Consider the following 20,825-nt stretch of genomic DNA (forward strand, 5'->3'; position numbering starts at 1 on the left):
GGAGTAGGGCGGGCCAGCGCTAGTGTGCGGTCTCCGGCATCTGGGCAGTTGTCCGATATTTGACAAGAACTACTTGGGTGGGGATCGCTTGCCGCTTCACGCCGTTAATCTCGCTGCTCCTCCCATTGATTGGCCTCGCGCCGCGCCTTGTGGTCGGTAGAGCCCCTTCGATGAATCTCCTTGTCAGCCTTGAGCACCGGAGTCAGTGATGCGCGAGCTTAGCCTGCAACAGATGTCCTTGATTGGCGGTGGATTTACCTTGAGTGTGATGGCGGCGGTCGTCGGCGCCGCGAGTTCGGTTCTTGGTTATGCCGCCCGGACCGCATTGCTTGGGACATATAGCTATGAAAAAGCGGTCGGTGTGGGTCTAAGCGGATGGACGCTGCCGGTGGCTGTGGATGCGTTCGCCGCTTATCGCGGCGACATGTCGGAAGAACGCGTGGGACTCGCAGCCATCATCGGTGTCATCTGGGGCATGCTGGCGTCCCCCTCCAACTCGAATGTTTCCAGATCGGATTAGGGCAGGGCCGTCAGCTTACCCGTCATGTTAGGCAGTATCCGCAACCGGATTGTCAACGTTGGCGGCCGCTTTGCCGTGAGCACCTCGACTGCCGTGGTGAACCACCACTTCACTGTTTCAAGAACCATTATTGGAGCTGTATGCGAGTAATCAATCTTTTGGAGATCCGCACTGTCGTGGGTGGCGGCGGCCTAGGCGTTCATGTCGCGGCGGCAGCATTTGGGGGTGCGACGAGTGCGGTGGCCTATGCGGTCGGGGCTCACATGGCTCGGCGGTACAACGCCGAGGAAATGATAAGTTTGGCCCCGGCAAGCACGCTTATGGCGATGATTGTCGATATCGGGATTTCCTTTGTGGACGATAACGTTGCAGCGCGGTTGGCAATGGCGGCCTTGTTGGGCATGACCATCGGCCTTATCCATGTGTCGCCTACCGAGCGTGCGCCATCGGCCCCTTGTCCGCCGTGTCCGCCCTGTCCGTTCGGCAACTTTACCCTGACCTAGCGGACCTCGCCTGCGCAAATCTTCACCACGCGCTAAAATACTCAGCTTTGCCTGCCCAGCCGGGGCGGGTTTCCAGCCAGAGTACGAGATGTCCCTTATCGTTCACAAATATGGCGGTACTTCGATGGGCTCGGTCGAGCGCATCCGCAATGTCGCGCGTCGTGTCGCGAAATGGCATGCCGCTGGCCATCAAGTCGTTGTTGTGCCGTCGGCCATGGCCGGCGAAACCAACCGTCTGTTGGGCTTGGCCCGCGAGATTTCAACCCAGCCCGATCCGCGCGAACTGGACATGATCGCGGCGACGGGCGAGCAGGCCAGTAGCGGTCTGTTGGCCCTGGCCCTGCAGGCCGAAGGCGTGGCTGCTCGCAGTTATGCCGGTTGGCAGGTGCCGGTGCGCACGGATTCGGCCTTTACCAAGGCACGTATCACGTCTATCGACGATGCTCGCATCCGCGCCGACCTCGACGCCGGTCGCGTCGTCATCGTGACTGGTTTCCAGGGTATCGATCCCGACGGTCACATCACGACGCTTGGTCGTGGTGGTTCCGACACCTCCGCCGTCGCCGTTGCCGCGGCGCTCAAAGCCGACGAGTGCTTGATTTATACCGACGTCGATGGCGTCTACACCACCGACCCCCGCGTGGTGCCGCAAGCGCGCCGCATGTCGGTCGTGTCGTTCGAAGAAATGCTCGAAATGGCCTCGCTGGGCTCCAAGGTGCTGCAGATTCGCTCGGTCGAATTCGCAGGCAAATACCGTGTCCCCACGCGTGTGCTGTCCTCGCTGACCGACCCGCTCATTCCGCTCGAAGAAGAAATGTCTTCGGGCACGCTGATTACTTTTGAGGAAGACGAAAAAATGGAAGCCGCCGTTGTCTCCGGCATCGCCTTCAGCCGCGACGAAGCCAAGATCACCTTGCTGGCCGTGCCCGACACCCCGGGGGTTGCCTACTCGATTCTCGGCCCCGTGGCCGCCGCCAATATCGACGTCGACATGATCGTGCAGAACCAGTCCGTGGCTGGCACGACCGACTTCTCGTTCACGGTCAACCGCAACGAATTCCAGCGTACCATCGAACTGCTGCGCCGCGAAGTCGTGCCCGCCGTCAAGGCGCGCGAACTGGTTACCGACGACAAGGTTGCCAAGGTGTCGATCGTTGGCATTGGCATGCGCTCGCATGTGGGCGTGGCCAGCTTGATGTTCCAAACGCTGTCGCAAGAGGGCATCAACATCCAGATGATCAGCACCAGCGAGATCAAGACTTCGGTCGTGATCGAAGACAAGTACATGGAACTGGCAGTGCGCTCGCTGCACAAGGCTTTTGGCCTGGATCAGGCGCCTGCTGAAAAAGCTTAAATTCTGCATAAAAATTTGTGGTGCAGTGAACTACGCCACAAAAAATAGTGCTAGAATTGCAAGTTCTGCGGAGACGTGGCCGAGTGGTTGAAGGTACTCCCCTGCTAAGGGAGCATGCGGCTTAAAACTGCATCGAGGGTTCGAATCCCTCCGTCTCCGCCAGAGTAGAAAAAAGCCCTTGAATATCAAGGGCTTTTTTATTTTCGTCAGCTACTGCCTCACAGTCCTAGACGAGGGTGGGGCTTTACCAGCTCATCGAACTTTTCCCTCGGGCCAGTGCACAGCGATCAAGCGCTTATCGCTCAGAGTGTTTCGTCAATCTGCCCATCGACTCACACGTCAACATCCAGAGGTCCAACGAATAAAAGTCGTGGAGGTTTTCTCTTAGCTGGTTTATCGTCGCCTCACTGTCGCGATCAAGAACCATAGTCAGGAGAGAATAATGGGGTTAAAGCGAGTGATGGCTTCGGTGGTATTGGCGGGCACGTTCGTGCTGGCAGGCTGCGCATCAAAGGTGCCTACCGCAAATCAATACTCTGGCTTTCTGGGCGACTATACGGATCTGCACCAGACCGTATCGGCATCGGGCGCGCCGGTGTTACGGTGGGTAGAGCCGGGTTTTGATCCACGGAAATACAAAGCTTTGGTGTATGAGCCCGTGCGGTTTTACCCTCGGCCCGAGCCCAACGGCCAGGTCAGTCAGCAGGCCTTGGATGGACTGTTGACCTATACCAATGCACAACTACGCGAGGCGGCGGCAAAACGGCTGCCTCTGGTCAACTCACCGGGGGAGGGCGTGTTGATCTTTCGTGGGGCGATCACAGCGGTCAATACCAGTGATCGCGATTTAAAGCCGCGTGAGTTGATCCCGGTCGCATTGGTGATTGCCGGAACCCGTGCCGCCGCGGGCATGCGGCCCAAGGACACCAATCTCTATTTCGAAGGCGAGTTGCTTGACGGCGTTACGAAAAAGCCTGTCTTGAAGGTCGTACGCAAGGGGCAAGGAAAGCAAGTCGACAACTCAGAACAGCAGGTCACGCTCGAGGATCTGAAAGGTGTGATCGATGGCCTGGCAGCCGACGCCGCTATGTTCGATGTTGTGAAAAAATAGCGACGTGGGACAGGACTTCCGGCACAGCCCTGTCCTATATTCCAGGTCAGCTCTTAGCGGCTTCTGCTGAAAGCATTTTCTCGAAATACCAATCACAAGTTTGCGGTACCCCAGCGTATGAAACGTCTGAATCCGGCGCATGCCCGGAAAATAATCAACGCGTTAAACGTGCTGGCAGTGATCGCGTCTGTATGCCTTGTGGTGAGCGTTTCGCTGGAAGCGTTCAGCGATCAGCCGTTCACCGCGAGAACGGTGTATTTCGACGTGGAGTTCTGGATCTGCCTCTACTTCATCGTCGATTTTTTTCTACAGCTTTTACTCGCGCAACGCAGGTGGCGCTTTTTCAGACGCTACTTTGTCATATTGCTGCTGTCGATTCCGTACCTGTCGCTCATCGGTGACGCGTATTTTCATTTGAGCGCCGAGCAAATCTATATTCTGCGATTGGTCCCGTTGGCGCGAGGGGCCGCTGCGCTGGTGCTTATCGTTTCGATCATCGTGCGGCACAATACGACGGCGCTGTTTATCTCGTATTTGATCTTTCTTATCTCCGTTGTCTATTTCATCACGCTCATCTTTTACGTCGTCGAGCGGGGCGTGAATGGCGAGATCAAGACTTATGCAGATTCGCTTTGGTGGGCGGCGATGACCGTGACGACGGTAGGCTCCACTATCCAACCGGTGACCGTTGCGGGAAAGATCATCACCACCATATTGGCGATGCTGGGGATGACGATATTTCCCATCTTTACCGCATACATCACGACGATCATCAATCGAATCAGTCAGCGTGAAATCACGGCCCGCGCCCAGTCGGCCAATCTGTCGAATTCCCCGCACTGAAACGCGCTTTCGCGGCTTCGATAAACGCCCGCACGTTTGGATGGTCCTGGCGTCCGCCCTGGAACAGCAAAGACACCGGTATCGCAGGCCCCGGATCGGTGATCAGGTGCCGCAGGGCGCCTGATTGCACTTCATCGACAATCTGATACGAGAGCGCCCGCACGACACCGAGTCCCGCCTCCGCGGCAGCGATCGCGGCCTCCACATTATTGACGGACAGTCGCGCTGTCGGGCCCAGGCGACGAGCATCGTCCAACGCCCAGCCGTGATTGAGTCCATATTCGTCCTCGGTCCATATCAGTGCGTGCGTGCTCAACTCGTTAACTGTTCGCGGCCGGCCATGACGCAGCAGATAGTTGGGGCTGGCGGCAAAGACGCGCCGCACTTCCGCCACGGGCAGTGTATGCATCGAGCTATCGGGCAGGTGCGCGATCCGCACCGCGATATCGATGCCCTCATCGACCAGATTGACCACCCGATCCAGTAATAACAGTCTGATCCGCAGGTCCGGATACCGTTCCAGCAGTTCCACCACGATAGGCTGAATGTGCCGCCTGCCGAACAGCACGGGCGCGGTCACTGTTAACAGGCCGCTCGGTGCCGTGGCACGCCCGCGCACGACATCAAAGGCGCGATCGATCTCCGCGATACCCGCCCGACACCTTTCCAGAAACAAGGTGCCTTCTTCGGTCAGACGCACGCTGCGGGTGGTGCGTCGTAGCAACTGCACGCCCAGACGTCCCTCCAGCGCTGCGATAGTGCGCGACACGGTCGTAGGCGACAGGTGCATCTGCCGGCCGGCCTCGGCAAAGCTGGCGTGCTCCGCCACACTGACAAAAAGCCGCAAGGTACGCAGTCGATCCATGGGGTGAACGTCCGGGATGATTGATAGCAAATATCGCAATAGTGAAATGCGTTCTTGCCTGATTGTGCCAGTTTCACGCTAAGTTCAGAATGGATTCCTCTTCAACCGGAGCAGACTGTCGTGAAACTCTACTTCCATCCTCTATCCGGGCACGCCCACCGCGCGGCTCTGTTCTTGTCGCTGTTGAGTGTTCCTCACACGCTGATCCCCGTGGATCTGGCCGCGGGCGAGCATAAGCGTGCTGACTATCTCGCCATCAACGCCTTTGGCGAAGTGCCCGTGCTCGATGACGATGGTGTCATCATCGCGGACTCGCTGGCGATATTGGTTTATCTCGCGCGCAAATTCGGTTCTGCGCATTGGCTGCCCACGGACCCGGTCGCCGAGGCGCATGTACAGCGATGGTTATCGGTCGCGGCGGGCAAAATTGCTTATGGAGCCTGCGCGGCCAGACTAATCACCGTGTTTGGCGCGTCATTTAACGCGGAAGAAGTCATCGCGCGCGCGCATGCCACGCTGGCGGTCATGGAGACCACGCTGGCGGCACAGCGCTGGCTCGCGGGCGACTCGGCGCCTACGATCGCGGACATCGCCCTTTATAGCTATACCGACCGCGCACCCGAAGGAAATATTGATCTGTCGGCCTACCCCAATGTGCGGCGTTGGTTACGTCAGGTAGAAGCCTTGCCAGGGTTTCTGCCTTTTCAGCGCACCCGCGCTGGCCTCGAAGCTTGATGACGAATCCACACTCCTCGAGGAAGTCCCCATGAACTTTGATTCTTTACGTCTAGATCATTTCGGTATCCGTGTCACGGATCTGGCGAGAGCGGAAGCGTTTTATGCAAAGCTCGGGTTTACACGCGATCCCGCCGAATATGCTCCGCAAGCGCATGCCTGTGGCCTTGTGCATCCCACTGGTTTGCGCATCCATTTAATTTTCAACGGCATCCGCGCTCAGGAGGGCAATGTGTTGCTGGATGCCGCGGTCAAACGTCCGGGCTACACGCATGCCGCCTTCATCGTACAAAGCATGAACGAGCTGGTGGAGTGGCTCGCCCGAGAGAACATCCCGATCAGCGAAGGCCCGTTAGTCATGGGACATGGCCGGCGCAACGTATGCTTTATTCGCGACCCGGATTTGAATGTGCTGGAATTCAACGAGATTTTGGCGCACTGACGTGGGGCTTCCCCGGCGTTGTCCCTCAGGCTGGCGGTGCGTTGTATAGCAGGCAGCGCACGTTTTCGTCCGGCACATCAAGCGCCAGTAAACGCGCCGACTCATTGTGATCATTTCGGATATCCACGTCCGCGTCACGAAATAGGAGCGCCCTGCAGCATTCATAGTGCTTGTTTTTCATGGCCAGCAGCATCGGGGTGTTGCCTTCATGGTCCCGCGCGTTCACGACCCTGTGCCACAGCGTGTCCAGTGCGTCTTGTCGATCAAAGTCGCAATCGTATGCGATTTTCATATCGATCAGCGCATCGCTGGCCTCGTCCGCAGACAGGTACTCCAGGCTGTCCAGCCATGCGGTGAGCCGGCACTTCAGCATGGGGAGGATGGCGGCGTGATCTTTCTCCATGGCTAACATCAACGGTGTGCGGCCCGTATCGCGTGTGCGCAGGTTCCAGACCTCGAAGGGTAAATTGTCGACGCACGCCTCCAATGCTTTGTACTTGCCATGTTCGGCGGCGTAATGCAGCGGTGAGGGGTCGGCGTCTGGAAGGGCTGCCACGATGCGCGCGCGTTCTCTGCTGTCGGTAAGCAGAGCCGTGAGGGCGGTCACGTCGTCCTCCACGATGTAAGCCAGCAGTTTCTGAATCGCGGCCTGCTGTCGGAGGGGTTCGCTGTCGGGCCACAGGCTGGAGAGCAGGTTGCCGGCGGATGCAAGTACGTTAGGGATCATCTAGGCATATCGCATTGAATGGGTGGATGGGATGGGCTGCGCACGCGACGGACAGGATTTGTGCCCGTGTTACGCGCTTGCAGTTGCAATACACCCGTTGCCAAGTATTCGCGCCGACCAAGTTCGAAAGTTGAAAAAATAGGACTGGACTGAGGCATCGACATTACTGCTGGCGATCCCGCCGCGTAAGCGCCGATTTGCATACACAAAGAAATGTGTGTTATAGTTTTTTTCTTGCAGCGCCCGTAGCTCAGTTGGATAGAGTACTTGGCTACGAACCAAGGGGTCGTGGGTTCGAATCCTGCCGGGCGCGCCAAAAATTAAAAAGGGGTCTCCATTAGGGGACCCCTTTTTTCATGCGCCGGGTGTTCGCAGGAAAGCCTGCGGGGGTTTTCCGAGCGCGCGGCGAAACATCGCGGTGAAGGCGCTGGGACTGCGATAGCCCAGTTCTGCCGCTACCCGCGCGACAGCTTGTCCGAGAGAAAGGCGGTTCACCGCATCGGCCAGTCTCACTTGCTGCACCCACTGCCGAAAATTTAAGCCCAATTCCGACTGAAACAGACGGATCAGCGTGCGTCCGCTCGCGCCGACTTCTTCGCCCCATTCATGAACGGTGCGATTCAGATCAGGTTGCTCCAGAATGGTTCGGCAGACGGTCTGCAGCCGACGGTCGCGCGGCCACGGTATGCGAATGGGGATGAGCGGGGCGTCGCGCAGTTCGGTCAGCAACAGCGACGCGATCTGCCCCCCGCGGCCCTCTACGACATATTCCTGCGGCTGAGCCGCCAGCGCGAGAATCAGCTCTCGCAATAGTCCCGATACCTCGATTACCTGGCAATGACGCCACAACGTCGCCGGGGCTGCGCCATGCAGGTAGAGGCTGCGCATCTGCACAGCCCCCATCATCGCAATCCCGTGCGTGACGCCGGGCGGCACCCATAACGCGCGCAAAGGTGGCAGGGTCCAGACGCCGTCCGGCGTGGTGACACGCATGACCCCCTCGATGGCATAGATCAGTTGGCCTTCCTCGTGCTGGTGTGCGCCGGTCGTCTGACTAGGCGAGAACGCTTTCGCCAGGGCGGTGACCGGGCGCAAGACTGCGGACGCGGGCTCGATATGAACCCAGGGAGGTGGCGCCTCGGGTGGGCTGGCAGGCGGCATCACTATGTCACTTATGCGATAGAAATTGGCATATCAGTTTCAGAGAGACTTTATACACTGTTCGTTAGTTCCCACACCGGCCACCTGTTTCACTCATCCGTTTGCGAGATGGGTTGCCGGCCTCGACCCACGCCCCCGTGCGCCTGTTTAGCTAGCCATGACCACTATTCCTTCTGCTCCGACCGGTGCTGATGCTGCGATGATTCCCGCCGTTGCTGGCGTCGCGCGGTCAGGCTCCACTAACTCCGTCGTATCTGAGGCGTGCGTGCCGGCACGCTCCGGCGGTCTGGCAATGGACGCTTCGGCGGCGAGTGTGCCGCAGGCGATGCCTGCGACGTCGTTCAAGGTCCTGGGTGCGATCAGTGTCGCGCACATGATGAACGATATGATCCAGTCGATCCTGTTGGCGATCTATCCGATGCTAAAGGACTCGTTCAATCTCAGCTTCGCCGAAATCGGGATGCTGACGTTGACGTATCAGCTCGCCGCGTCGTTGTTGCAGCCTGGCATTGGCTTGTACACGGACAAACGGCCCATTCCCTATTCTCTGGCGGTGGGTATGGGTTTCACGCTGGTGGGTTTGCTGCTTCTCGCCTATGCGCCGTCATTTCCGTGTCTGCTGACGGCAGCGGCGCTGGTCGGAACCGGTTCCTCGATCTTTCATCCCGAATCGTCCCGCGTGGCCCGCATGGCCTCGGGCGGGCGTCATGGGCTGGCACAGTCACTATTTCAGGTGGGTGGAAATGTCGGCTCCGCGCTTGGGCCCTTACTGGCCGCCATGTCGTTACATTGAGCCGCAACAAGGTCCTGGGCGCGTTAGGTGTGCTGGCGCTGTTGATTTTCTCGAAATACTTTTACCTCGCCAGCTTGAACAGCTATTTCACGTTTTATTTGATGGACAAGTTCGATCTGTCCATGCGTTCGGCGCAGCTGTACCTGTTTCTGTTCCTGGCGGCTGTCGCGGTCGGCACGCTGGCCGGCGGCCCTGTGGGCGATCGCATCGGTCGCAAGATCGTAATTTGGGTATCTATTCTGGGTGTGACGCCGTTCACGTTGATGTTGCCGCATGCAAATCTGTTTTGGACGGGCGTGCTTGTGGTCATCATCGGCGTCATCCTGGCCTCCGCATTTTCCGCCATCATGGTCTACGCCCAGGAACTTGTGCCGGGAAAGGTTGGAATGATCGCGGGGCTCTTCTTTGGCTTTGCCTTCGGGATGGGCGGACTAGGCGCCGCCGCGTTGGGCAGACTGGCTGACGCGACCAGCATCGGCTACGTCTATCAGGTGTGTGCTTATCTGCCGCTGCTGGGGCTGGTTGCGTTCTGGCTGCCCGATATCGAAGGAAAGAAGAAAAAAGCCGCCTGAAACACCGCCGCTGGACAAGTTAAAAAAATCAGTTATAATTTCGCCTCTTCATCAGCGCGCCCGTAGCTCAGTTGGATAGAGTACTTGGCTACGAACCAAGGGGTCGTGGGTTCGAATCCTGCCGGGCGCGCCACCCTGTTTTGCGGAAAAAGGCACTTCTTCGGAAGTGCCTTTTTTTTGCCATTTAGAGCAACGAGAATCTCGCGGAATCGGCTTATTCCGGTGAGGAAGGATGCCGCGCCCCATTCCTGCCGCCGAGCATCCGGCGTTCTCTGCCGCTGCCTGATCCACTGTTGCCGTCTCTCGCGTCTATAAGATGGTCCTGTGGGATCGTCAAAATCACTTGCTTCTGGGCGGGAGGAAAGACACCCGACACGGCGCATGAAGCACCATACTTCATTCAGTCCTGTTTAACACGTTTCGGGCGTGTCCGACTGTGCCAGTCGGAACCGGGAGAAATTAGAGGTTACTGAGGGAGCTGCTCCCGCACGCTTCGTTGCGGGCTCGTCATCCCACTCCTATCACAAGCCCCCTATGAGACTGATTCGACAGACTCCCGCCTCCACCTATCCTGCTCCTTATGCCTCTGCCGTGGCACCCTCATCTTCATCAGATGGGGACGACACCGAATCGGCCTTCAACGCCTTGCGCGACAATGATATGTCGCAGTTTCAGCGCCTGTTACAGCAATCTGACCTCGATCTGCGTTCGGTGAATGGACAGGGCCAGACGCTGCTGCATGTCGCTGCCGCGATGGGCAATGAGAGCGCGGTCCGGAGCCTGCTTGCCTTGGGCGCCGATGTCGAAGCGCTGGACCTTCATAACAAACAGTCTGCTCTAGTATTTGCGGCCGAGAGTGGCGATCTACCGACAGTGCAGGCGCTCATCGAGGCCTATGCGCGCCCCGGGCAATCGGACATCGAGCGCTGGAAAGCCATCAACCAGCATGACAATGGCAAAACCGCCGTTTCCCTCGCCTTACGGGCAGGGCATTTGGGGATAGTCTTGACTTTAGTTGCGACCGGCGCGGATCCTAATATGTCATACCGCCCTGCGAGCTACTTGATAAACGACTTCGTCGAGCACGCCACTGATAATGATCTGCGAGCCTTGATAGCACTCGGCGTCGAACTGAATCCTGGGGCCCACAGAAAGAAGCGCTGTCCATTAAAGTCCGCCATCAAGCGCGGCCGCGCCGATCTCGTGAAGACATTGTGCGAACTCGGGGCCGACTTTAATCGCGTCGTTCGTGACGGACCTCAAATGCTCGAGTTCGCCGCCCAGGGGGGGCACGTCGAAATGATTAAAACGCTTGTCAGAATGGGCGTGAGTACCCGTGGCGGAATGTGCAGGGCGATTCTCTGCGCCGCGGAAAATAGTAACCCGGGCGTTCTCGAGGCGCTGCAAGAGGCGGCGGTAGACATCGACGAGGTTAACAGTAAAGGGTATCCCCCATTGGCCTTGGCGATCCGCTCCCGCCGTGTCTTCGCGGTGAATGCTTTGCTTGCGGCAGGCGCTAAGCCGGATTTCAGATTGCCTGACGGTAGAAATGCCTTGATGCTCGCCGCAGATGCGGATATGTGCGAACTCGCTCGCCAGTTCTTAAATCACTGCGATATTAAGGACACGGATCACGCGGGCAATACCGTGCTGATGTATGCAGCCAGCGCGCGGATGGTTACAGCGATGATCAGCGCGGGTGCCGATCCTCTCGCCGTCAATGCGCACAAAGCCACCGCCTTGATGTACGCCGCTCAAAATAATCGGCCAGGAGTGATAGAGGCTTTACTAGATAGGGCACCAACGCCGGCCGAGTATATCCACCGTAAAGACTCACGCGGGTATACGGCGTTGATGCACGCTGCCGATAGCGATGCCGCAAGCCGGGCGGAACAGCGGTCGAAATGGGCGACGCTGGAGATTTTGGTGCAAAGAGGAGCGAATATCGAGGCTCGCGCAGTGAACGTAATTGCAGATCGCCCTGCCGGGGCAGATGAGGCGGCGGCACGCTATGACGGAAAGACGGCGCTCATGATCGCTGCGGAAAACGGGCATTTCGCCGAGGTAACGTTCCTGCTTGAATTGGGTGCCGATGTCGATGCTATCAGCAACTCTGGGTACACCGCTCTAATGCTGTCCGCGGCAAACGGCCATGCTGGCGTGTCGAGACGACTATGTTTGGCCGGAGCCAGGCTGGACATGGAAAATAGCGACCGTGACACGGCATTGGTACTGGCCGCACGCAAAGGTCGCCTACGCATGGTGGGAGAATTGCAGAGTATGGGAGCGGACATCGACGCCAGGAACTCCTTGGGCGATACACCATTGTTGCTGCTGATAAAAGAACTGCTCTTACTTGGGAGGGAAGCAAGCTTCAGTGATCTCATGCTGGAAGAGATATTAAAAGATTTCTGTAAAAACGGGGCGGACGTCAATGCTGCCGATAGAAAAGGGAATACTGCGCTAATCCTCGCGGCCCGGTACGGTGAACGCGACTTGGTTAACCTTTTGCTCTGTCTGGGCGCCAACGTGAATCATCGTAATCACTGGCAATATACAGCGCTCATGCATGGCGCGGAAAACGGCAGCATCGGAATAGTGGCCAGCCTGCTGGACGCACGCGCTGATCCCAATATATCGACCAGCGGCGGGTTTAACGCCTTGATGGCAGCTGCCCGCAATAATCACTTGAATATCGTTCAGAGGCTTTGGTCAGCAGGGGCTTTGTTGAATCAACATACCAGTGACCGCCAGACCGCATGTGACTATGCGACGCATGCCGGCGCTGAAGAGGTAGAACAATGGCTTTTAGAACATGGAGCAGTCTATGGGGAGGCGTGGCACTATCTTCCGAGTGTCGAGCTGAGCGAGAGGCATGGGCTATAGCCTTGAAAACCGGCGCTGCCCCGTTGATGGTGCGGACGCGCAAGGTATAGTCGTGCGTGCGCGGTCAGGGTTGACCGCGCACGGGGACAATTAGTTTTTCTTACGGAAAACTCTCACGATCATCATCAGGATTCCCGGGATAAAAAGCAGCACGCCCGGCACCCCCAACGCCAATGCGGGGAACCAATGCCATCCCCATACTTTCCATGCGCCAAGAAAGGCGCCCACGCCCAAGGGAAAGGCAAACCGGCCCAACGCCAGCACGATTGCGCCGATAACCCATCCTTTACCGAACTCGTATGAGATCCCTTCGTAGCCCGCAATCGCGACCGTAATCAGGTACCCAATCAGAACGACCAGGCCCACTACCCCTAGTAATAGCTGCACCTTGCTACTCACACTCCACCGTATTGTGATTGCATTTTGACACATGTACGGGTGGACGGTCGGTAGTGGGCGCGGGAAGGTTACAGCGCCTCGAACACCCCAGCGGCTCCCATGCCTGTGCCGACGCACATGGTGACCATGCCGTACTTGCCACCGGTGCGTCGCAGTCCATGTACTAGCGTGGCGGTGCGTATGGCTCCGCTGGCGCCGAGTGGGTGCCCTAGCGCGATGGCACCGCCAAGAGGGTTGACCTTTTCGGGGTCTAGTCCCAGGTCGCGGATCACGGCAAGCGACTGTGCGGCAAAAGCTTCGTTCAGCTCGATCCAGCTCAGGTCGTCTTGCGAGATACCGCTCTGGGCTAAGGCTTTGGGGATCGCGAACTTGGGGCCTATTCCCATGATCTCCGGCGGGACACCCGCGACCGAGAATCCTATGAAGCGTGCCAGCGGTGCGAGATTGAGTTCGCGTACGATGCGCTCGGACACCAGCACAATGGCCGCCGCGCCGTCGGACATCTGCGAGCTATTGCCCGCCGTGACCGTGCCACGCGCGGCAAATGCCGGCCGAAGCTTGGCCAGCGCTTCGGCGCTGGTGTCGGGGCGTGGGCCTTCATCGCGATCGACCAGGCGTTCAATCACGCGCAAGGTGCCGTTTTCACCCGGCAGGCGGTGCTCCACCCGATAGGGGGTGATTTCCGCATCGAAATACCCGGCTGATATCGCGGCGCAGGCCTTTCTATGCGAGGCCAGCGCAAACGCGTCCTGGTCGTCGCGCGAGACCTTCCATTGCGCGGCGACTTTCTCACCAGTCAGGCCCATGCCATAGGCCATGCCCAGATTGGCATCATCGGCAAAGATCGCGGGGTTGATCGCCACCTTGTTGCCCATGATTTGCGGCATGGCGCTCATGGACTCGGTGCCGGCGGCGATCATGACGTCTGCCATGCCCAGTCGAATCCGCGCGGCGGCATCGGCTACGGCTTGCAAGCCGGATGCGCAGAAACGATTGAGGGTGACGCCGGGCACATTGTCGGGAAGGCCGGCTAACAACAAGCTCATGCGGGCGACATTCATGCCTTGCTCGGCCTCGGGCATGGCGCAGCCGGCGATCACGTCTTCGACCCGGGCAGGGTCCAGGGCGGGGACTTGCGCCAGCACGGCGCGTAGCGCGGCGGCCAGCATGTCGTCCGGGCGGGTGGTGGCGTAGACGCCGTTGCGCTTGCCCACGGGCAGTCGCGTGGCGGCGACGATAAAAGCATCCTGAATTGCGTGGCTCATAGCGGACTCCAATCTTGTCTTGAACAAAGGCGGACGATGGCCGTGACGTGTCACGGGCTGTGCCTTAGTTACGCAGCGGTTTACCCGTTTTGAGGGTGTGTTCGATCCGAGCCTGTGTCTCGGGGGTACGCAGCAGCGCGACGAATTCCCGCCGTTCCACAGCGAGCAGCCATTCCTCGTCCACGTGGGTGCCGGCATCGACTTCGCCGCCGCACAATGCGACCGCCGCGCTGCGCGCCACTCGGTAATCGTGCGCGCTGATCATGCCGCCTTCGCGCATGTTGACGAGCATCATTTCCAGATTGGCGATGCCCGTGCGGCCGGCGACAGGAATGTTGGTGACGGGCAATGGGGGCGCATAGCCGGCGTCGGCAGCGGCGCGGGCCTGGCGGAGTGCCACCCACAACAGCTCATCGGGATGGAACACCACCGGATCATGGGCTCGCGCGTAGCCCATGTCGATGGCTTGCAAGGCGCTCTTGGAAACCTGCGCCGTCGCGATTTGCTGGAATACCGGCTGTATGAACGGGAAAACCTCGTCAGGCGTCGCCGTGTGGGCCGCCAATTCCGCCGCGCGCGCGGCCAGGGCCTTGCTGCCACCACCTGCTGGCACCAGGCCAACGCCGGCCTCGACCAGCCCGATATAACTCTCCAGCGCCAGCACGCGATGGCTGCAATGCATGAGAAATTCGCAACCTCCGCCCAGCGCCATGCCTTGCACGGCCGCGACGGTGGGCACGCGCGCGCGCTGCAAGGACAACGAGGCCCGCTGGAATTTCGCGACGGTGGCTTCGAGGACGTCGAATTGTCCGGCGGCGCACGCTTGTACGACCTGCGACAGATTCGCACCCACCGCGAAGGGCGCCTCGTGCCAGATGACGAGCGCATCCAGATGGCGTTCGCTATGCTCGACCGCGTGCATGACACCGTCGAGCACTTCGTCGCCGATGGTGTGCATCTTCGATGTGAACGAAAGAATGCCTATGCCCGCGTCTACCTCGGGTAGATGCCACAGTCGTACGCCGGCGTTTTCCCACAGCGTGACCCCACGGTCGCTCGCCGCCTCGCCGAACAGGCGTTCTGGGAAAAGCTGCCGCTGGTACACGGCCAAAGAGGGGCGGGGATGCTGTTTGCCGTCGCGTGCGGAATACGATCCCGCCGCGTCATGTACACCGGAGCGATCAGCCGCCCGCACCCAATCGGGAAGCGGCGCATCGCTCATTGCCTTGCCGGCTGCGATGTCTTCGGCGATCGCATCCGCGATGTTTTGCCATCCTGCCGCTTGCCAGGTTTCGAATGGCCCTTGCGCCCAGCCGAATCCCCAACGCATGGCGAGATCCACATCGCGCGCGTTATCAGCAATGTGTTCAAGCTGCGTCGCGCTGTAGTGGAATATGTCGCGAAACAGGCTCCACAGGAACTGCGCCTGCGGATGGGTGCTGGCGCGCAGGGCCGCAAAACGTTGAGCGGGATCGCGCTGCTTTAAGATGGTCTCGACTTCGTCGGAGACCGAGCCGGCGGCGGGCCGGTAATCGCGCGCGCCGAGATCCAACACCTGAATTTCTTTGCCTTGCTTGCGATAGACACCGATCCCGCTCTTTTGCCCCAAAGCGCCTTTCTCGATCAGGGCGTTCAACCACGCGGGCAGCTGAAAATAGCGGTGCCAGGGGTCATCGGGCAAATTGTCACGCAAGGTCGAGACCACGTGTGCCAGCGTGTCCAAGCCCACCACGTCGGCCGTGCGATACGTCGCGCTTTTAGGGCGGCCGATTTTCGGGCCGGTTAAGGCATCCACCTCGTCGAAACCCAGTCCCAGACGTTGGGTGTGATGCATGGCGGCCAGGATCGCAAAGACGCCGATACGGTTGCCAATAAAGTTCGGCGTATCCTTCGCGCGGATGACGCCTTTGCCCAGCCGGCTTGTTAACCAGCTTTCCAAATGATCCAGCACGACTGGCTCGGTATAGGGGGTCGCGATCAGTTCGACCAGACGCATATAGCGTGGCGGATTGAAGAAGTGCACGCCGCAAAAGCGCGCGCGCAAGGATTCCGGCAGCGACTTGGCCAGCTCGCCGATGGACAGGCCCGAGGTATTGGACGCCAGAATGGCATCCGGCGACACATGCGGCGCGATACGGGTGTAGAGCGCGGTCTTCCAGTCCATGCGCTCGGCAATCGCCTCGATGACCAGATCGCAGCGGCGCAACTGATCCAGATGGTCGTCATAGTTCGCCGGGGTGATCAGTGCCAGGCGCGACGGGCTCGCGAGGGGGGCGGGCTCCAGTTTCTTCAGGCCCGCCAACGCTTTCTTGGCGATCCCGTCGCGATCGCCTTCCTTGGCCGTCAAGTCGAAGAGGGTGACGGCGATGCCAGCGTTGGCGAGATGGGCGGCGATCTGCGCGCCCATGACACCGGCTCCTAGGACGGCGGCGTGCTTGACGATAAATCTGTTGTTCAAAGCGGTCTCCTGTATCTGCGGCGTCCGGCCAGGTGCGGGCCGCTCGCATGCGTGCGTCTACCATGCGCGCGGAACAGCGGCGAGGTTTACTACCGCTGCGCGAGCTGCCGGGTCGCCTGGCACCGGTTGCACCTGGCCCATTCTACCGTTCGCGACCAGCACCCGTACGGGAGGCGATACCCTGCCACACGGCGACGAGGATTGCCGGAACCGCCGGTGTGTTGATGTTACTCAGCATTAGCGTGTTATCTCAAATTTCACTAAAGAAATCCCATGCCTTTCTCAGTTTCCAACCTGACTCAGAACAACCACCGGCAGATCGAGGGCGCGTCCTTGCCCTTCGGGCTGACTGAAGTGCGAGAGAAGCGCGTCTGCGTCAACCTCGCCGCTCATTTTCTGCAGGATGGCGAGAAACTCGCGTTCTCCGGCTTTGATGAACCGCCGTCACCTTCATTGGAGATAGACCCCGGGGAATCCTTCGAAAACCAAGGCCGTACTCTGTTAGGTTATCTAAGCTGGCATGTAGCCACGGCATTGATTAAGGATAAGAGTTTAGAGATACAGAACCCGGCAGTCGTGATGGCAGCGCGTGAGGTGGCGGCGCAAATCGGCACGCCCGCGTTCTACGACCTGCTGGACGATGTCGTCGCCCGCGCTGGCATCAAAGTCCAGGGCGAGCCCCGGCATGCCACGGAAATCATTGCGTTTGGCGAGGGGCGCGTCGAGATACGTCGTAGCATTCAGTGGGACAACGCGATCGCTGATGGCACGGACTTGGGGAAGTTCAAAGCGCTGTGGGCGATGAATTGCGGCCTCAATGACAGCAATCCGGATCGCATCCAACTGGCTGGGGGAGTAAGTCAGGCCGGCGTATTTATCCTCGACGATCCACATGGCTTGCGAGGTGACGCGCTTGCGGCCAAGCTCAAGGCTCCCACGTTGTTTTCGCGGTTCCTGGATGCGTTTACCCAGGGGATTGCATACCGTCTTGATCAGGGTGGCCTGAAAAATATAGACGTGCGTTTAGACTACGCGACCTATGTGGCGGAGCCGCAAGAGCAGGGCGAGGCGGCTGGCGCGTTGCAGTGGCGAGGATGGGTGGCATTGGGCCAGGCTCCGGAAACGCACTTCACACTTCCGGCCTCCACAGATGTGCTGCCTTCGCCGGAAGCGAGCGCGCCGCCGCCGCTGGAGCTTCCCGAGAGAACTGTGTCCTATCTGGCCAATAAGTTCGAGTTCGAATATAGCGCCGAGGGGCTGAGCGAGAAGCAAAAGCTGATAGAGGAAGATCAGCACGCGTTGACGGTGTTGCAATCCGAGGAGACCGCAGCCACAGTCAAATTTGTGGGAGAGTTGCTGGCCACCCGGTTGGAACAGATGTTCTCTGGCGATGATCGCGAGCTTTTCTTTGACAGGTATAAGGACAGCATAAAGAGTTCGATGTTCAGCTATCCCATTCCCATAGAAAGGCCAGCTTCGTTTGACGCCTTCGTCGACATGCTGAGAACGCACGACGATCCCATAATCTTGCTATCGATGATCTGGCCGGTTTTCATGGCGGGTAAAGGTGGAGATGGCGAGCCCATGATCGATGCCATATATGCTCACTTGATCGCACCGACAAAGGACTACTGGCAGGATGAGGCGAAGGCGTCGCGGCCACTTAACCAGTACGCCTTTGGGAACAGCAAGACCATTGAATCGGAATTGTTTTCCACCAAGAGATTTCTCCCTTTTGTAAGAGACATCGACTACAAGAGGATGAACGTTTTTTACCGCAACAAGACAATGGGGAAGATGTTGAACAAGAAACTGCCCTATGTGGCGGGTGTGTCGGGAATGGCCAATCTGACGTGCAAGGTGCTCGATGTGTTGAACCTGCACCCATTTTCGCCGCAGGGCAAGAAATTCTGTGGAGCCATGGCGGCGTTCATTGTGGGCAGTGGTATGCACTCGTACTACGAAGCGAATAAGGCGTTTAACTTTTATGCCCGGGTTCTGACGGCGTCGTCGACAATGGATGCCTACACCACGTTCTCTGATCGTATGGCGTGAAAAGGCCGTCGCGGGGAATCTCTCGGCCTCTTTACGTGGGATAGCGGCACGGGAATGCTGCCTAAAACCGCGTTGGGAATTGGGTCGTCCGGGTAAAGATTCCGGCTTGGCGTTACAGTAGCCCGGTATCGCGTCGGATCAAGACCGGCGCAGTTTCATACCGAGGTTTCCATGTTAGATCGCATACCGGCAACACTTGCCAAAGGACGGGCACAATGAGCGATACGCCCGCCGCCCACTGGAATCTAGATCAGATCGTCTCCGGATTACGCGCCGCGCGCGTGGATTGGCGTGGTCCGCGCGGACGGCTGCGCGAGAATGCCGGCGATCGCGAATTCCCTTCACAGGAAAGTCTGCGAGCCATTTTGCGCCAATTGTGTGGCGCGTTGTTTCCGATGCGCCTGGGCCCGATCGATCTGCGCGCCGAGGTCGAGGACTTTTACGTTGGCCATACGATAGGCGCCGCCTTGGATGCGTTGTTGCACCAAGTCTGTCTCGAATTGCACCACATGGGCAGGCTGGTAGGCGATGCTGAGCCGGACGAGGTGCTCCATACGCGCGCCGTGCAGATCGTGCGGCAATTTGGCGCGGCCTTGCCTTCGGTGCGGCGGGCGTTGGATCTGGATGTGATGGCGGCCTATCAGGGAGACCCGGCCGCGCAAAGCGTGGACGAGGTGCTGCTGTGCTACCCGGGCGTGAGCGCGATGATTCATCATCGTCTGGCCAGCGTGCTGTATAAGCTGGGCGTGCCGATGCTCGCGCGTATCGTGGCCGAGATCGCGCACGCGGATACCGGTATCGATATTCACCCTGGCGCCACCATCGGCAAGAGCTTTTTCATCGACCACGGCACGGGTGTGGTGATCGGCGAGACGGCGATCATTGGCGACCGTGTGCGGCTCTATCAGATGGTGACCTTGGGCGCGAAACGCTTCCCGCCGGGCGAGAATGGCGAGCTGAAGAAAGGGCTGCCGCGTCACCCGATCATCGAAGACGATGTGGTGATCTATTCTGGCGCCACCATTCTGGGCCGCGTGACGATCGGCCACGGTTCGGTAATCGGCGGCAATGTCTGGCTCACGCGCAGTGTGCCGCCTGGCAGCAATGTCACGCAGGCGAGTCTGGTCAACAACATGCCCAATTGCGGGCTCGGCAATCCGTGACAGCGGCCGCGTCGGATCTGCAGGCGCTGGGGCAATTCATCGACGGGCACGAGCGGCTGTTCGTGCTGACCGGTGCTGGCTGCAGCATCGGGTCGGGGATACCGACCTATCGCGATGAGAACGGTCACTGGACCCGTAGCCCGCCCATCGACTATCAGCCCTTTATGAGTCACGCGTCGATGCGGGCGCGATACTGGGCGCGCAGTATGGTGGGGTGGCGCCGCTTTGGCTATGCGCATCCGAACGCGGCACATCGCGCGCTGGCATTGCTCGAACAGCAGGGCAAGGTGGAGCTGTTGTTGACGCAAAACGTCGACGGCCTGCACCAGGCCGCCGGCAGCCGCCGGGTCATCGATCTGCATGGACGCTTAGACGAGGTGCGTTGTATGCGTTGCGACTGGCGTCAGTCGCGCGGTGAGTGGCAGGCCACTCTGGACGCGCGCAATCCGGCGTGGATAGAGCTGGACGCCGCGGATGCGCCCGATGGCGATGCCGATCTGGAAGGCGTGGACTTTTCACAGTTCGATGTGCCGGATTGTCCGGTCTGTGGCGGCATCGTCAAGCCGGACGTGGTGTTTTTCGGGGAAGTGATTCCCCCCGAACGCGGCGAGCGCGCACGCGAGGCCCTGCGAAACGCTGATGCAATGCTGGTGGTTGGCTCGTCACTAATGGTGCATTCGGGCTACCGCTACGTGCGTAGCGCCTTTGAGAACGGCATGCCGATCGCGGCGCTCAATCTGGGCCGCACGCGAGCGGACGCCATGTTCCAGCTGAAGGTGACCGCCCCCTGCGCCGAGGCACTAGATCAACTGTATGGACCTTTTGAAACTGCGGCTGCGAGTTGACCCGGCATGGTTGTGCTGAGCAGTTCGCATCGCGGATTTGTAAAGCATTGAAATCGCTGAAGGTTTTCCTAATGACCCCAGGCTTTCCAGAGGGTTGTCCACAGAAACTGGGGATAACCCTGAGGGCT

17 protein-coding genes, 3 tRNA genes and 1 pseudogene are annotated in these 20,825 nt (G+C 59.2%); 15 read left to right on the plus strand and 6 right to left on the minus strand.

Translation table 11 applies throughout. The features are described 5' to 3' along the window. Positions 1–208 precede the first annotated feature (208 nt). The 6 genes from GOQ25_RS03230 to GOQ25_RS03255 all read left to right on the plus strand — a co-directional run bounded on the left by GOQ25_RS03230 (position 209) and on the right by GOQ25_RS03255 (position 4,331). Positions 209–520 (plus strand): hypothetical protein, encoded by a 312-nt coding sequence (locus tag GOQ25_RS03230; RefSeq protein WP_160349016.1) that lies wholly within the window; start codon positions 209–211, stop codon positions 518–520. 140 nt (positions 521–660) lie between these two features. Further along, positions 661–1,023 (plus strand): hypothetical protein, encoded by a 363-nt coding sequence (locus GOQ25_RS03235; RefSeq protein WP_160349017.1) that lies wholly within the window; start codon positions 661–663, stop codon positions 1,021–1,023. Between the two features lie 88 nt (positions 1,024–1,111). Further along, on the plus strand, positions 1,112–2,377 hold the full coding sequence (locus tag GOQ25_RS03240) for an aspartate kinase (RefSeq protein WP_160349018.1): 1,266 nt from the start codon (positions 1,112–1,114) through the stop codon (positions 2,375–2,377). A gap of 69 nt (positions 2,378–2,446) precedes the next feature. Beyond that, positions 2,447–2,539 (plus strand) — tRNA-Ser (locus GOQ25_RS03245). 280 nt (positions 2,540–2,819) lie between these two features. Beyond that, on the plus strand, positions 2,820–3,488 hold the full coding sequence (locus GOQ25_RS03250; RefSeq protein WP_160349019.1) for a DUF3313 domain-containing protein: 669 nt from the start codon (positions 2,820–2,822) through the stop codon (positions 3,486–3,488). Positions 3,489–3,605: 117 nt separating this feature from the next. After that, positions 3,606–4,331, plus strand: a complete 726-nt coding sequence (locus tag GOQ25_RS03255) for a potassium channel family protein (RefSeq protein WP_202109309.1) — start codon at positions 3,606–3,608, stop codon at positions 4,329–4,331. On the opposite strand, the gene GOQ25_RS03260 is transcribed toward GOQ25_RS03255, so the two are convergent. Beyond that, a complete protein-coding gene (locus tag GOQ25_RS03260; RefSeq protein WP_160349020.1) occupies positions 4,285–5,196 on the minus strand; it encodes a LysR family transcriptional regulator in 912 nt (303 codons plus the stop codon). The two genes, GOQ25_RS03255 and GOQ25_RS03260, sit on opposite strands and share 47 nt — an antisense overlap. Positions 5,197–5,316: 120 nt before the next feature. On the opposite strand from GOQ25_RS03260, the gene GOQ25_RS03265 reads away from it, so the two are divergent. Both GOQ25_RS03265 and GOQ25_RS03270 read left to right on the plus strand, forming a co-directional pair. Then, entirely contained in the window at positions 5,317–5,931 is a 615-nt protein-coding gene (locus tag GOQ25_RS03265) for a glutathione S-transferase (protein ID WP_160349021.1), read from the plus strand. A 31-nt stretch (positions 5,932–5,962) separates the two neighbouring features. Then, the gene (locus GOQ25_RS03270) at positions 5,963–6,373 is read left to right on the plus strand and encodes a VOC family protein (RefSeq protein WP_160349022.1); all 411 of its coding nucleotides are present in this window, start codon (positions 5,963–5,965) and stop codon (positions 6,371–6,373) included. Positions 6,374–6,398: 25 nt separating this feature from the next. On the opposite strand, the gene GOQ25_RS03275 is transcribed toward GOQ25_RS03270, so the two are convergent. Then, positions 6,399–7,100 carry an ankyrin repeat domain-containing protein gene (locus tag GOQ25_RS03275; RefSeq protein WP_160349023.1) on the minus strand — a complete coding sequence of 234 codons (702 nt, stop codon included), beginning with the start codon at positions 7,098–7,100 and terminating at the stop codon, positions 6,399–6,401. A gap of 239 nt (positions 7,101–7,339) precedes the next feature. On the opposite strand from GOQ25_RS03275, the gene GOQ25_RS03280 reads away from it, so the two are divergent. Beyond that, positions 7,340–7,416, plus strand: a tRNA-Arg gene (locus GOQ25_RS03280). 38 nt (positions 7,417–7,454) lie between these two features. Here GOQ25_RS03280 and GOQ25_RS03285 read toward each other — a convergent pair. Then, positions 7,455–8,261 (minus strand): helix-turn-helix domain-containing protein, encoded by an 807-nt coding sequence (locus GOQ25_RS03285; RefSeq protein ID WP_160349024.1) that lies wholly within the window; start codon positions 8,259–8,261, stop codon positions 7,455–7,457. Positions 8,262–8,553: 292 nt separating this feature from the next. On the opposite strand from GOQ25_RS03285, the pseudogene GOQ25_RS03290 reads away from it, so the two are divergent. The 3 genes and pseudogenes from GOQ25_RS03290 to GOQ25_RS03300 all read left to right on the plus strand — a co-directional run bounded on the left by GOQ25_RS03290 (position 8,554) and on the right by GOQ25_RS03300 (position 12,512). Beyond that, a pseudogene (locus GOQ25_RS03290) lies at positions 8,554–9,626 on the plus strand (MFS transporter). Positions 9,627–9,682: 56 nt separating this feature from the next. After that, positions 9,683–9,759, plus strand: a tRNA-Arg gene (locus tag GOQ25_RS03295). A 401-nt stretch (positions 9,760–10,160) separates the two neighbouring features. Further along, positions 10,161–12,512, plus strand: a complete 2,352-nt coding sequence (locus GOQ25_RS03300) for an ankyrin repeat domain-containing protein (protein WP_160349025.1) — start codon at positions 10,161–10,163, stop codon at positions 12,510–12,512. 90 nt (positions 12,513–12,602) lie between these two features. Here GOQ25_RS03300 and GOQ25_RS03305 read toward each other — a convergent pair whose 3' ends face one another. From GOQ25_RS03305 to GOQ25_RS03315, 3 genes are all read right to left on the minus strand, one after another. Then, positions 12,603–12,911, minus strand: a complete 309-nt coding sequence (locus GOQ25_RS03305; RefSeq protein WP_160349026.1) for a hypothetical protein — start codon at positions 12,909–12,911, stop codon at positions 12,603–12,605. 68 nt (positions 12,912–12,979) lie between these two features. Next, positions 12,980–14,176, minus strand: coding sequence for an acetyl-CoA C-acyltransferase (locus tag GOQ25_RS03310; protein WP_160349027.1), 1,197 nt, complete (start codon positions 14,174–14,176; stop codon positions 12,980–12,982). A gap of 64 nt (positions 14,177–14,240) precedes the next feature. Further along, positions 14,241–16,634, minus strand: coding sequence for a 3-hydroxyacyl-CoA dehydrogenase/enoyl-CoA hydratase family protein (locus GOQ25_RS03315; RefSeq protein ID WP_160349028.1), 2,394 nt, complete (start codon positions 16,632–16,634; stop codon positions 14,241–14,243). A 273-nt stretch (positions 16,635–16,907) separates the two neighbouring features. Between GOQ25_RS03315 and GOQ25_RS03320 the strand changes: the two genes are divergently transcribed. The 3 genes from GOQ25_RS03320 (at position 16,908) to GOQ25_RS03330 (ending at position 20,697) form a co-directional block, all read left to right on the plus strand. Further along, a complete protein-coding gene (locus GOQ25_RS03320; RefSeq protein WP_160349029.1) occupies positions 16,908–18,689 on the plus strand; it encodes a hypothetical protein in 1,782 nt (593 codons plus the stop codon). A 215-nt stretch (positions 18,690–18,904) separates the two neighbouring features. Beyond that, entirely contained in the window at positions 18,905–19,852 is a 948-nt protein-coding gene (gene epsC, locus GOQ25_RS03325; RefSeq protein WP_160349030.1) for a serine O-acetyltransferase EpsC, read from the plus strand. Next, entirely contained in the window at positions 19,849–20,697 is an 849-nt protein-coding gene (locus GOQ25_RS03330; RefSeq protein ID WP_160349031.1) for an NAD-dependent protein deacetylase, read from the plus strand. The genes epsC and GOQ25_RS03330 overlap by 4 nt, the downstream gene beginning before the upstream one ends. The last annotated feature ends 128 nt before the right edge of the window (positions 20,698–20,825 follow it).

The organism is Bordetella sp. 15P40C-2 (genome assembly GCF_009763235.1).
In the GTDB taxonomy this organism is placed as follows: Bacteria; Pseudomonadota; Gammaproteobacteria; order Burkholderiales; family Burkholderiaceae_B; genus Bordetella_A.